The following is a 12,708-nucleotide window of genomic DNA, read 5'->3' as shown; positions in this document are numbered from 1 at the left end:
TTTGCCATCTGCCGCTAAAGGCCGGTGTCGGTGCGTTTTACCGAGTCGAGCGTGGCGAGGTCGCGCTCATTACCGGTCAGCTCCGTTAACTGCCCTTCGCGCATCTCCAGCAGCCGGTCAGCGTGAATGAAATAGTGATCGTCATGGCTGATAGCAAATACCGTTTTGCCCGCCTCCTGCAGCCACGGCAGCAGCTCACGATAAAAGATGCGACGGAAATGGGGGTCCTGATCGGCCGCCCACTCATCCAGCAGCAGCACATCCCGCTCCTCTGCCACCGCCAGCAGCAGTGCCAGGCGCTTGCTCTGTCCTTTGGACAGCCGGAGGTTCAGCACCTTATTGCCGGCAAGTTTCAGCTTATCCTGCATTTTCAGCCTCTCCAGCCACTGCTGAACCAGCGCCGGATTGGCCGGAACCCCTTCCCGCCCGATGAGCCGATCAAACAGGTGCAGATCGGTAAAGACCGCCGAGAACTGACTGCGCCAGCGATCAAGTTCATCTGCCGTGATCGGCTGGCCATCCAGCAGCAGCGTGCCGGACTGTGGCTGATAAAGCCCGGTCAGCAGCATCGCCAGCGTCGATTTCCCGCTGCCGTTACCGCCAATCAGAAAGACCAGCTCTCCCCGGCGCAGCGTCAGGTTGATCGGCCCGACCTTAAAGCCGTTGTCACCGTAGTGGAAGGAGACATCACGTAACTCCAGCGTCTGCCACGCCGCGGTAGCGGCTGGCGCGTGGAAGCCGGCCTGATAGGGAGCGAGATCGAAAGCGTTAAGCTTACGGAACGCCACCTGCGCGCTGAGCAGCGTAGGCAGCGCGCCGACCGCCGAGAGCAGCGGCGTGCGCAGAAACAGCAGCGTCAGAGAGAAGGTCGCGGCGACGGCCGTGTCAGCCCAGCCCAGGCTGTTGGCCATAAAAAAGACGATGCCGATAGCGCCTAAGGTCATGATGTTCGACCAGTTAACCGCACTGAGATGATAGGTGTCGGCCCGCACAATATGATGACGCCAGGCGCGGGCATCTTCCTGATAAACCGTGTCGTAGACCTGCTGAGCGCGCGACCGGTTAAGCTGCAGCTCTTTACGCCCCTCTATTACCGTCTGGTAATCGCGATAGAGGCTATCTTCGATGTCCCGCAGCTTCGCCATATGCTGATAGACCCGCGAGACCAGCAGCCAGCCGCCCACCAGCGTGACGGCCATCCAGAGACTGGTCACCAGTAACATCTCCGGAGAGAGCCAGGCGAGATAGATCGCCGAACCGAGAGTAATGATGACGCCCTGAAACAGCTCCGGCAGCCGCACAAAGGCCAGCGTAATGGCGCGCACATCGCTGGTCAGCCCGGCCAGCAGCTGGGCACTGCCGAGTTGCTCAATGCGCTCGACCCGGGTGTCGAGAATACGTTTGATAAATTCACCGCGCAGCCGCCAGACAAACTGATGGCCGAGCGTCGTCAGCGCCAGCTGCGAGGCGAGCGTGACCGCCATCAGCACCACCAGCTGCAACAGGAACTGCGGCAGTACCGCAAAAGAGGTGTTAATGGCGACAATCATTTCGCGGTTGATGAAGGCGATCATCCCGATGCCCAGCACTGCGCTTAACAGCGTCAGGGCAATCACCCCAATGAAAGGCCAGCGGAACTGGCGAAAAACAACGTGTAGCAACGTCATGCAGGCAATCCAGCAGTCAAAAAACAGCCTGCAGTGTAATGGGATGCGGAATGATAGCAATAGTTATTCTCACCACGCCGTCCCGCGCTCTAGGGCTCAGAAGGCGCGGCGGAACGTGAGGTTATAACGCCAGGCGCCCACCAGCGGATGCACGCCGGGCTTGAGCGGCAGGATACCGTGATAACGCAGGCGTGACGGCCCGCCCCACACCACAATGTCGCCATGTTCCAGCAGCACCCGCTGAGTAGCGTCGCCCCGCTCAAAGCCGCCAAACTGAAACACGGCCGGTAGCCCCAGCGACACGGAGACAATGGGCTGGCGCATATCTTTTTCATCTTTGTCCTGATGCAGCGTCAGCTTTGCGCCCGGTTCATAGCGATTAAGTAAACAGGCATCCGGATTGAAGCCGGGAAAGCCCGCTTCAAGGGCGGCCTGTTGCGCCAGGGTGCGAAACAGGGGCGGCATCGGGGGCCAGCGGCGGCCATTAAGATTGTCCTGCTGCTCATACTGATAGCCGCGCGAATCCACCGACCAGCCAAAGTCGCCGCAGTTGGTCATCGCGACCGACATGCGGTGCCCGCCGGGCGTAATGCGATGGGCAAACGGATTCTGTTCTGCAATCGCCATCACCTGCTGATAGAGCGTTTCCGCATCCTCACGCGCGCGGCGGCGCAGGATCACGGCGCCTTCTGCCAGCGGCTCCTGCCAGGGTTGCTCTTCACTAAAGAGATCTAACATCAGGGTTCTCCGGTCGTTTCAGCGGGGATCAGGAAAGCAGCAAACTGCGGCGACATCCAGCTGACAAATTTATCGCCCTGTTTGCTGATCAGATAGACCGCCAGATGCTGTTCGAGTGCCAGCGCTTTGGCTTTCTCCGTGCCGAGTACCATCAGGCCCGTATCCCAGCCATCCGCTTCCAGCGCCGTAGTGGCAATCACCGTGGCGGAAACCAGCTTATGCTCAATAGGCCGTCCGGTAACGGGATCGATGACATGAGAAATCCGTTTGCCGTCCAGTTCATAATAGTTGCGATAGCTGCCGGAGGTGCTGATGCCGTGCCCCTGCAGATCAACGCGCGCCTGAACGGCATTCTCGCGGTCGGTAGGTTTCTGGATCGCCACCCGCCAGGGCTGCTGCTGCGCATTCAGCCCGCGGCTCAGCACCGCGCCGCCCACCGACACCAGATAGTTGTTGATGCCGAGCTGCTCCATCAGTCGCGCCAGATGATCGGTCGCAAAGCCCTCGCCGACGGTTGAGAGGTCAACATAGAGCCCCGGCAGATCTTTCTGCAGCCACTGTCCCCCGGCGCCCTGCACCACCCGCAGATGCTGCAGACCGGTCTCCGCCCGGGCGGCCACGATCTGTGCAGCATCGGGCGTGTGGACGGGCTGTTTCGTCGGGCCGAAGCCCCACAGATTGACCAGCGGGCCGACGGTGATATCCATCGCGCCACCGGTTTTACGGCCAATCCGCAGTGCGGTGGTGACAATATCTGCCATGTTTTCACTCACCGGCTGCGGTGTGAGATCGCGGCTTTGGTTAAAGCGTGACAGCGCGGAGTCCGGCTTCCACGTCGAGAGTTCCGCATCGTCAGCATCCAGCCGCTGCTGAATACGCTGCTGCAGTTCCGCCTTGCGCGCCTGATCGACACCCGCAAGGCTCACCCGCCAGACGGTTCCCATCGTTTTCCCTTCCAGCACCAGCGCCGGTTCAGCCGCAGGTTTATCGCAGGCCACTAATGACAGTGCCAGCACTGCTGTAAGCAGCAGATTAGTCTGATAACGCATCCTTCCTCACTTGTAACACTTTATTCCGACCTGCTACAAAGCATAAACTTCTGGTAAAGACGCTTAAAGAGAGTTGAATCTCTCTGTTAAGCCCCTCAAACTTGACCCGTCATCTACCCTCTGCCCGCCTTTAATCAGGCGATCGACATTCATTTAATAAAGGAGCAGCAGATGATCTATCTGATTCTCGCCATTGCCCTGGGGCTGTTTGTTTTCAGCACCTATAAAGTTCTGCATCAGCGTCGTCATCGTCACATGCTCCCTTCCCGGCCGCGCCATTAACAGGCTGCACTGCACCGGCGTGGGGCAACCTGCTCCCGTCGGGCGCAGCAAGTGTATCAAAGCAGGCGTAAAGTCTGTGGCTGTGAGAGCGGTTAAGCTGGCATGAATTCTGCACTGTTGAAACAGTGTTTATCTCTGATGAGAGGTGCAGAATGAAAAATTCCGGATGGCAGGCAGCCTGGCAGCACTGGCTGAGCTTTTCAGCTTTCACCCTGGCGGGTGTAGCCTTTGAAGGTGCGCGATTTGGCAGCGTGGTATCGCCAGAAACCACGGTGGCGGAATCGGCAAAATGGCGCAAGGCTAACGCGGTCAGCCCGCAGGGTCACGCAGGAGCGCAGCGGTAACTGCGCTCCCTGTTGACTCAGAACTGGTAAACCAGACCCAGTGCCACCACGTCGTCGGTGTTGATACCGGCTGCGTCGGTGAAGTCGTTGTCGTCCAGCAGGTTGATCTGGTAATCAACGTAAGTGGACATGTTTTTGTTGAAGTAGTACGTCGCACCGACATCAACATATTTTTTCAGGTTCTGTTTGCCCCAGTTCTGCACATCGGTGCCGCGTGAGGTCACGTAGGCCAGAGAAGGACGCAGGCCAAAGTCGAACTGATACTGGGCAACCAGCTCCCAGTTGTCCGCTTTATCGGCATAACCGTAGGCTGAAGAGCTGTTACTGCTGTCGCCGAAGCGGGTGGCGTTGTAAGAGCGTGAGTACATGGCCGCCAGGTAGACGTTGTTGGCATCATATTTCAGACCACCGGTGTAAACTTCCGCCTTATCACCCCGTCCCAGGATACCCTCTGATCCGCCATTCTGGCGGTTCGTGCGATCGGACTGGAATGCGGCTGCACCGATACCGAAACCTGAGCCCAGATCATAGGTGGTGCTCAGACCCCAGCCGTCACCATTCTCACCCAGCACGTCGCGGCCACCAGCCGACTCGGTGTTGTTATCATTTTTGCCCTGATACTGAACCGCAAAGTTCCAGCCATCCACCAGACCAAAGAAGTTATTGTTACGGTAGGTCGCCATGCCATTGCCGCGCTGGAACATGAAGTTATCAGCGCCATAGGTATCCCCGCCGAACTCTGGCAGCACGTCGGTCCATGCGCCGATATCGTAGGCGACACCGTAGTTACGGCCGTAGTCGAATGAACCGGCATCACCGAACTTCAGTCCGGCAAAGCCCACGCGGGTATAGCTGTCGGCGGTGCCTTCATCCTCGGAGTTGTTCAGCGCAGCCTGATATTCCCACTGACCATAACCGGTCAGCTCGTTGCTGATCTCCGTTTCACCTTTGAAGCCAAAACGAACGTATGACTTGTCACCGTCAGAGCCGTCGTTGTCAGAGAAGTAGTGCAGACCGTCAACCTTACCGAACAGATCCAGTTTGTTGCCGTCTTTGTTATAAATTTCAGCTGCGTTTGCTGATCCTGCTGCTGCCAGCAATGCAGGGATCACCAGGGAGAGAACGCGACGTTTCATTTTATTACCCTCTGTTATGTGCCTTTATAATTTGCCACTGCTAACTGAATGTTTAAAATTCAGCCGGCAGGCCATTGTTCTTTTATAACGGGTAATAATCCACCTGGAAAATGCTACTAAATTTCCAAAAGTGTTACACAAGTCGAAACAGTTATTTCATAATGTAAATTTCGGGGAACTAATAACCAGCACAGATCGATAAAAATTGCCGCACGAATCGCTAAACCCATTCAGATTCATTGTTTATCAATAAGTTATTTCAGATCATTCCGAAGCACTGAATGATAAAACTTATGACTCATCTGGGAATAGAATAGTCCCCGCTATCATCATTTATTCCATTATTACCTTCATTCTCCCCGAATGAGATGTACAACTTATTATTTCCCGCCGGACAATTTGTCCGGCTTTTTTTTGCCTGCGATTTACCGTTTCGCTATATCTGCGTAAACTTTCTTAAGTGGGTTAAATTAACATCCGGCGGTTACCGCACAGAGTGGTAAATTTCGCCCCCTTTTCCCGCCTGAATGCTGAAATAACCGCCATGTTAATTTATCACCGTAATTAAGCAGGCGGTCAGAGTGGCTTCAGAAAAGTCTCAGCGCTCCCGCAGCGATTCTTTGACTTTATTCAGGGGCTTAATCAGATAATCCATCACCGATTTCTGACCGGTTTTGATCTCCACGTTGGCCACCATACCGGGCACAATCGGGAATTTTCGCCCGGCCCTGTTGGTCAGCTCCGCTTTCCGGGTGCGCACGTAGACCCGGTAGTAATATTGATCGCGTTTTACCTCATCCTGCAGGGTGTCCGGTGAGACCGTCTCGACTTCACCCGGCAGGTCGCCATAGATAGAGGAGTCGTAGGCTGTCACCTTGACGATGGCTGCCAGGCCAGGCCGGATCCAGGCGATATCGCGCGGGTTGATGCGCGTTTCAATCAGCAGCTGATCCTCCAGCGGAACGATCTCCATCAGTTTGCCACCCGGCTCCAGTACGCCCCCCACCGTCGTAACCTGAATATCTTTGACGATGCCGCGCACCGGCGAGTAGAGCGTGGCGCGGGTCAGCTGATCCTCTTTGCCAGCGGCCACCTGCAGTTGCGCATCCAGTTCCGCATTGTTTTTCACCTGCTCTTCGTGCGCACGAACCAGATAGTCATTGCGCGCCTCATCGATTTTGCCGCGCAGATCGCTGACCTGACGGCGCAGACGAATCACCTCCACCTGGCCGGCCGCGCCTTTGGCTACCAGCGGCTCCGTCAGCCGCAGCTCATCCTGCACCAGCCGCAGCGACTGCTGCAGATTGCTGATCGTTTCGGTGAGGTTGCGACGTCGCGACTCATAGAGCTGACGTTCCCGCGTCACCAGCTGCGGCTCTTTAAGGGTCTCTGCGCTGAAGGTCAGCGGCGTGCCGGAGAGCTCCGCCTCCAGCCGCTCGGCAGAGGCGCGCAGCGTGCGCACCTTCGCCTGCGCCTCGCCGAAGTTCGACTGAAAGCGCGTAGGATCGAGCGTTGCCAGCACCTGCCCTTTCTCAACGATGTCACCCTCATGAACGTTAAGCTGCTTGACGATGCCCCCATCCAGGCTGTCGATCACCTGTGCGCGGCTGGAGGGGGTGACTTTGCCGGTGCCGACCGTGACCTCATCCAGAATGGCGAAGTGCGCCCAGATGAGAAAAAGGGCCAGCGCGGCGGTGCAGAGCCAGATAATCGCCGATGTGCGGCGCTCATGGCGGGCAAGATCTTTATCAACAATCACCAGACTCATGCGGCACCTCCTTTACCGGGCGACGGCGGCGTCGCGCGGCGCAGAATGTCGTCGCGCGGGCCATCGGCCACAATCCGGCCGTTATCCATAACGACAATACGATCGACCATTTTCAGCAGCGCCGGACGGTGAGTCACCAGCACCAGCGTTCGCCCGCTGATCCAGCCCTGCAGCTGCCGGATCACCTGCTCCTCCAGCTGTTCATCCATCGCCGCGGTGGGCTCATCCAGCAACACCACCTGCGGCTGACGCAGGATCATCCGGCTCAGCATCACCATCTGTCTCTGTCCGCCCGACAGTCCGCGTCCCCCCTCATTGATAATGCGATCCAGGCTGGCGGCATCCTGCTGCACCAGCGACAGCGCGCCGCTGATGCGCAGCGCCTGCAGCATCTCCTGCTCACTGGCGTGGGGATTGCCCAGCATCAGGTTCTGCCGCAGCGTGCCAAAGAAGAGGCGGGAGTCGTGTGACAGCCAGCCGAGCTGACGGCGCAGGTCGACGGGATCGATGCGTTCGATGTCGACGCCATCGACAATCACCTTGCCCTGGGTCGCCAGTGCCTGACCCGCCAGGATCTTCAGCAGCGTCGACTTTCCGGCCCCCACCTTGCCGAGGATCGCCACCTTCTCGCCCGGCTTGATCTGCAGCTGCTGCACGCTGAGCACCGTTTTTTCATTCTCTTCGTCATAGCTGTAGTGCACGTTGCGCAGATCGTAATGGCCGGTCAGCGTCGGACAGTGCGCCAGCGTGCTGGCTTCCGGTTGATCCAGCGGCTTCTTCAGCAGCTCATCCAGCCCTTTCATCGCCATTTTGGCGTGCTGCCAGCGTGAGAAGACCATCGTCAGCTGCATCAGCGGGGCGATGGTCCGTGAGGAGAGCAGACTACAGGCGACCAGGGTCCCGGTGGTAATTTGCGAATCGAGCACCAGGTAGACGCCAAAGACCAGCATGCCCGCGTAGGTGAGCTGCTGCACGGTCGCCGCCCAGCCGGTCAGACGCGCGCCCCAGAGGCGCTGCTGATTGCTGATTGAAGCGCTGACTTCATGCGTCTGTTCCCACTGGCGCTGAAAATAGGGCTCGGCCTGCAGAGCCTTGATATCCTCAATGCCTTCGATGGTCTCCACCAGCACCGCATTGCGCAGCGCCCCCTCACGCAGCCCCTCTTTCGCCAGCCGCGCCATCGGGATCTGCACCAGCAGACCGGGGATCACGATCAGCGGAATGGCCGCTAGCGGAATCAGAACCAGCCAGCCGCCGACAAACGACATGATAAACAGGAAGAGAATAACAAAGGGGAGATCGGCAGCCGCCCCCACGGTGGTGGAGGTCAGCAGCTCGCGCACCTGGTCAATCTCACGCAGCTGCGAGATAAACGAGCCGGTCGATTTTGGCCGCGCCTCATTGCGGATGCTCATCGCCCGGGCAAACAGCATGGCGGAGACTTTCAGGTCGATCCGTTTGCCCATCAGGTCCGACACCTGGGTGCGCATCAGCCGGATCAGATACTCGATAGCCGCCGCAATCAGCACGCCGACAAACAGCACCCAGAGCGTCGACTGCGACTGCGCCGGGATCACCCGATCGTAGACCTGCATCGAAAAGAGGATGCCGGCCAGCGCCAGAACATTGCTGACCACCGAGGCCAGCGAGATCTCCGTGATGCGGCGTCCCATGCCACGAAAATTTTTCCAGAACCAGTGCGACTCATAGGGCTGGATAAACTCATCTATGCGTGCATCCCGGCCCCGCGCCGCGACGCCCGTGACCCCCACATCCCCCTGCGCACGCGCCAGCAGTTCAGTTAACGGGCTTTCCCGCACCACGTCGCCGCCTTCACTCAGCCAGTAGCGCGCGCTGCCCTCTTTATCGATGCTCTCCAGCACCGCCACGCTGGCATTTTCCAGCACCAGCACCACAGGGGTGATCTCCTGACGCCAGCGCAGTTTATTCTGGGGCACCATTGTCAGATGAAGTCCCAGCAGACCGGAAAGCCGCTCCAGCTGCTGGGACACCGGCAGATGTTCAAACCAGCGCATCTGCTGTCGCAGGGTTTTGCCATCGGCCGGTTTACCGAATCGCGCGGCCACGCGCAGCATGGCGGCAATCCAGTTTTCAGTGTTCAGGGTGGCTGTACTCATTATTACTGCCTTATCGCTATTGCAGCGAAGGAAGAAGATCGCCGCTGCTCTGCTGGCGATCGATACCCATGATATCCAGCAGATTGTCGACTGCGGCGGCGTAGCGGACGGTGGCATCCCAGCCATCATAAAGCGCGGTGATCCGCGAACTGTCGGCCTGGAATACATCCTGCTCCACACTCAGGAGATCGTTCAGGCTGCGCTTGCTGAGGCGATATTCGTCGGCGTAGACGGCGCGGGTATGATCGGCACTGGCCAGCTGTACTTCTCCGGCAGCCTGCCGCTGCTGCGCGCCGATCATATCCGCATAGGCCGTTGAGGCGTTCTGATTGATGGCGAGTTTGGCCTGCTGCACGGCCGCCTGCGCCGCCTCACGATCGCCCTCGGCTGAGGCCGTTTTCGCATTCACCATGCCCCCCTGGTAGAGGGGCGCTTCCACCTGAAGCTGCACTTCGTCATCCCAGTACGACTGGCGATCGTTTTCATAACGGGTCCGGCCCGCCTGCACTTTGATCGTCGGCCAGTGACCCGACTGCGCCTGACGCACCCGTTCACGGGCTGCTTCCTGTTTAGACTGGGCGCTGCGAACCGCAGCGCTGCTTTCATAGGCGATTTTGTCGAGGGTGATCTGCTGTTTCAGCAGCGCCTGCGGCAGCTCCGGCAGCGTGGCGGGCACCACGCCGGTCAGCACGGTCAGCTGGGCCGTGGCAGAGCGCAGCTGGGCGCGATACTGCTCCAGCGTGGCCTGCATGGCGGCGATGCGGGTTTCCGCCTGCAGCACATCGGATCGGGAGTTGAGTCCGGCGTCGGCGCGCAGTCCGGCAATATCCCGCACCCGCTGCAGTGAGGCGATATTGGTGTGCGCCGTTTCAGCCAGCGCCTGATAGCGTTTGACTTCGAGGTAGGCCTGCAGCGTATCTTCCGCCACGGTGGTCATTGCGTCGAACAGGCCGTAACGATAGGCATCTGACAGGGCATGCTGCTCGTCGATGGCACTGCCGGTACGACCAAAGTCGTAGAGCAGCTGACTGAGCGTGACGCCGCCGGAGCCATTATTGTTCAGGCTGCCTGCGGAGTCGGTCTGATGCGAACGCCCCGCCGCGCCCTGCAGTGAGATTTGCGGATACCAGGCACTGCGGGCGGCGTCGAGATCGCCCTCACCGACATGGATTTGTGCCGCGGCTTCCGAGATTTTTGGATTACGGGCGAAGGCCCGGAGGATGGCGTCGCGCAGCGTTAAGCTGGCAATCTGCTCTTCGCTGGGCGCGGCACGCCAGTTAAACTCAGCCTTCGGTAACGGTGCGGCCCAGGCCGCCGGGAGTGCCACGCCACTCAGGGCGCATATCAGAAAAGTTAATCGTGCTTTGTTCATTATCCATACCAACAGGCGTTCTTATGATCATGGTTTTTTTCCTGGTGAACAAAGCAGACAGAAAAGGCGTTACGGCGCACTTAAAGGTTTTATTGCGTTATTTTATTTATGTTTTACAAGCCAGAGTCTGAATAACCCTTAACATTATTAGATCATATTCTGCACCGAGTCCTGTTAAAAACTGATGAAATCTTTCATCTTTCTGCCGATTGCATAAAAAAACGCCATCTTAACAGCCTGAGCCACTCCAGACAGACTGAACAGACCTGTCCGGAAGGCCCTGCCTTTTTTAATGTTTCCGCATCAGGCCAGGGGATGCGCTGCCGGATGCTGTAACAGGTGATCGGCCAGGGTATAGGGCATGCCAGAGACGATCACCCCTTCGGACGCGGACGACACCTGCGCCTCCAGCGCGTGCTCCGCCGTCACGCTGAAACTGTCGAGCAGCCGATCCACCGTCTGCGCAGGCAATGTGCCGGCGCTTTCCGTATGGGAGGCCACGCGCACGCTCTGACTGGCCGTGGCCAGATTCCCGGCGCTGTCCTGGCCGCTGACCGTCATCGTGTAGTCACCCTCCTCCAGCGGAGCCAGCTGTCCGGCCAGAATGGTCAGCGCCCAGCCGCCATCGGCCTTCACACTGGCGCTGTAGTGCTGGTCACCGAGCGTCAGCTGTACCAGGCTGCCCGGCTGCAGATGGCTGGAACTGCCCTGAATCAGATGCCAGCTGTTCACATCGGCGGCATCAATGACGTTATCGCCAAAGGCGGTCTCCAGCGTCAGCGTCGGCCGCTGATGCACAGCGACGGTAAAGAGCGCATCCTGGGTCTGGCTGTCGCTGTTGCCATACTGATCCCAGCGATGAAACGTGGCGGCAACCGGGCCATCCGCCAGCGCCATCAGCTCGGCGGAAGTCAGCGTCACCATTCCCCCGCTATCGGGCTGGTAAGTTATGCCGTTGATCTCAACGGTGTTGCATCCCTCAACGTAGAAGCTCAGATCGTGCTGCGCCTCCTGATAGTTAAGCGTCATGTCACCGCCGATATTCATCTCGGTGTAAACCGGAATAAACCCGGTGTGGATATTCAGCACATGCGTGACGTCGGTGTAGTTGCTGGCCCCGTCGACCGACCAGGCGCGGATCTCACCCACGTTGATGAAAGCGTTCACTTCTGCTGCCGGGATCACCACCTGCCAGTGCCCGCTTTCGTCCAGTGTGGCAGCGTAATCTTTCTGATTCGCACCGGTGATCACCAGCCGATGACCCGGCATAACCGTCGAGAGGGTGCCGCTGAGCAGCAGGTCCTGCTGGGTTTCCGCCAGATTGATCACATCATCCGGCGTCACGTTGTCGAACGTAATGAGTGGCAGGCTGCTCAGGTGCGTGATCAGCGTCAGATCGTGATAGTCGGTTGCGGTTTTCCCGTTGGGATCGGTCGCGGTCACTTTCAGGCTGTAGACGCCATCCTGCAGCGCCTGCATATCGCTTTCAGAAAATGTGCCAGACCACCTGCCATCCCTTCCCATGGTGGCGGTGGTCGTTTGCGTGCCCAGGGTTAATTTGAGCACGGACCCCACCGGCAGGTGGGTTGCGCTGCCGCTGATCTCAACACCGTAGATGCTTTCAGCGATATTCACCGCATTGTCACCGCTGACCGTGTCGATGGTCAGGGTCGGACTGAGGGTGCGGTCAGTATAGAGACCAAACCCCACCTCAGTCGTGGTGCTGTGGCCTGCTTTATTGGTCAGGGTCAGCGTCAGCGTGTGATTGCCATCCGGCACCCCTTTCAGCGCCTCCGCCGGCATTGAGGCGTTCCAGTAGCCCCACTTGTTGACGGTGCTGTACCAGCTCTGGTCGTTGAAGGTGAGTGTGACGGTCGAACCCGCTTCGCCTTCAGCCCGGCCGCGCAGATGCACCCGCTTTTGCGCTTCCCAGCCAGCGATCACGCCATCGGCAGCGACAGGTTCGTAGGGCCGAAGGGCTGCGGGTGGCGCACTCTCAACCGCACTGACGGTGCGGGCGCTGTCGGCGGTCGCCAGGGTAGGGGCTGTTTCGGCGGGCAGCGGGTTTATGGGCAGGTTCAGGCGCGGCGTGGCCACGGACGGCACAGCGGGCACGGCGCTGTCGGCGACGGCAAAGTCGCTGACTGCCGCCTGGAAAATGGCGTCGAGCCGGGTGGTACGAAACGTATCGCGTGTTGACATCGGTCACCTCAG

At 58.8% G+C, this 12,708-nt stretch carries 10 protein-coding genes; 2 read left to right on the top strand and 8 right to left on the bottom strand.

The window, feature by feature from the left end:
- Positions 1–14: 14 nt before the first annotated feature.
- The 3 genes from HFD92_RS08585 to apbE form a co-directional block, all read right to left on the bottom strand.
- Complete coding sequence (locus HFD92_RS08585; RefSeq protein WP_167428765.1) at positions 15–1,667, bottom strand: multidrug ABC transporter permease/ATP-binding protein; 1,653 nt, start codon at positions 1,665–1,667, stop codon at positions 15–17.
- A gap of 96 nt (positions 1,668–1,763) precedes the next feature.
- Entirely contained in the window at positions 1,764–2,405 is a 642-nt protein-coding gene (gene alkB / locus HFD92_RS08580) for a DNA oxidative demethylase AlkB (protein ID WP_009089090.1), read from the bottom strand.
- Complete coding sequence (gene apbE / locus HFD92_RS08575; RefSeq protein ID WP_111207485.1) at positions 2,405–3,454, bottom strand: FAD:protein FMN transferase ApbE; 1,050 nt, start codon at positions 3,452–3,454, stop codon at positions 2,405–2,407. The genes alkB and apbE overlap by 1 nt, the downstream gene beginning before the upstream one ends.
- A gap of 171 nt (positions 3,455–3,625) precedes the next feature.
- Between apbE and HFD92_RS21670 the strand changes: the two genes are divergently transcribed.
- Both HFD92_RS21670 and HFD92_RS08570 read left to right on the top strand, forming a co-directional pair.
- Positions 3,626–3,736: a hypothetical protein gene (locus tag HFD92_RS21670; RefSeq protein ID WP_009089087.1), complete on the top strand. Its 111-nt coding sequence runs from the start codon at positions 3,626–3,628 to the stop codon at positions 3,734–3,736.
- 152 nt (positions 3,737–3,888) lie between these two features.
- Positions 3,889–4,080: a hypothetical protein gene (locus tag HFD92_RS08570; protein ID WP_167428764.1), complete on the top strand. Its 192-nt coding sequence runs from the start codon at positions 3,889–3,891 to the stop codon at positions 4,078–4,080.
- 17 nt (positions 4,081–4,097) lie between these two features.
- On the opposite strand, the gene ompC is transcribed toward HFD92_RS08570, so the two are convergent.
- From ompC to HFD92_RS08545, 5 genes are all read right to left on the bottom strand, one after another.
- Positions 4,098–5,216 (bottom strand): porin OmpC, encoded by a 1,119-nt coding sequence (gene ompC, locus HFD92_RS08565; protein WP_167428763.1) that lies wholly within the window; start codon positions 5,214–5,216, stop codon positions 4,098–4,100.
- A gap of 598 nt (positions 5,217–5,814) precedes the next feature.
- The gene (locus tag HFD92_RS08560; protein ID WP_046102252.1) at positions 5,815–6,984 is read right to left on the bottom strand and encodes an HlyD family efflux transporter periplasmic adaptor subunit; all 1,170 of its coding nucleotides are present in this window, start codon (positions 6,982–6,984) and stop codon (positions 5,815–5,817) included.
- Positions 6,981–9,122: a type I secretion system permease/ATPase gene (locus tag HFD92_RS08555; protein WP_167428762.1), complete on the bottom strand. Its 2,142-nt coding sequence runs from the start codon at positions 9,120–9,122 to the stop codon at positions 6,981–6,983. Before HFD92_RS08555 ends, HFD92_RS08560 begins: the two co-directional genes overlap by 4 nt.
- 16 nt (positions 9,123–9,138) lie before the next feature.
- A complete protein-coding gene (locus HFD92_RS08550; RefSeq protein ID WP_058957778.1) occupies positions 9,139–10,494 on the bottom strand; it encodes a TolC family outer membrane protein in 1,356 nt (451 codons plus the stop codon).
- Positions 10,495–10,797: 303 nt separating this feature from the next.
- Entirely contained in the window at positions 10,798–12,696 is a 1,899-nt protein-coding gene (locus HFD92_RS08545; protein WP_167428761.1) for an Ig-like domain-containing protein, read from the bottom strand.
- Positions 12,697–12,708 lie beyond the last annotated feature (12 nt).

This window comes from Pantoea sp. EKM101V, assembly GCF_011800325.1.
GTDB classification, from domain to species: Bacteria; Pseudomonadota; Gammaproteobacteria; order Enterobacterales; family Enterobacteriaceae; genus Pantoea; species Pantoea anthophila.
Note: the sequence above shows the minus strand (reverse complement) of the source record. Positions and strands in the feature narration are given on the sequence as shown.

Coding starts and splice junctions, on each gene's coding strand:
- ompC (WP_167428763.1), bottom strand. CDS start 5,216: ATGAAACGTCGCGTTCTCTCCCTGGTGATCCCTGCATTGCTGGCAGCA.
- HFD92_RS08550 (WP_058957778.1), bottom strand. CDS start 10,494: ATGAACAAAGCACGATTAACTTTTCTGATATGCGCCCTGAGTGGCGTG.
- HFD92_RS21670 (WP_009089087.1), top strand. CDS start 3,626: ATGATCTATCTGATTCTCGCCATTGCCCTGGGGCTGTTTGTTTTCAGC.
- HFD92_RS08570 (WP_167428764.1), top strand. CDS start 3,889: ATGAAAAATTCCGGATGGCAGGCAGCCTGGCAGCACTGGCTGAGCTTT.
- apbE (WP_111207485.1), bottom strand. CDS start 3,454: ATGCGTTATCAGACTAATCTGCTGCTTACAGCAGTGCTGGCACTGTCA.
- HFD92_RS08560 (WP_046102252.1), bottom strand. CDS start 6,984: ATGAGTCTGGTGATTGTTGATAAAGATCTTGCCCGCCATGAGCGCCGC.
- alkB (WP_009089090.1), bottom strand. CDS start 2,405: ATGTTAGATCTCTTTAGTGAAGAGCAACCCTGGCAGGAGCCGCTGGCA.
- HFD92_RS08555 (WP_167428762.1), bottom strand. CDS start 9,122: ATGAGTACAGCCACCCTGAACACTGAAAACTGGATTGCCGCCATGCTG.
- HFD92_RS08585 (WP_167428765.1), bottom strand. CDS start 1,667: ATGACGTTGCTACACGTTGTTTTTCGCCAGTTCCGCTGGCCTTTCATT.
- HFD92_RS08545 (WP_167428761.1), bottom strand. CDS start 12,696: ATGTCAACACGCGATACGTTTCGTACCACCCGGCTCGACGCCATTTTC.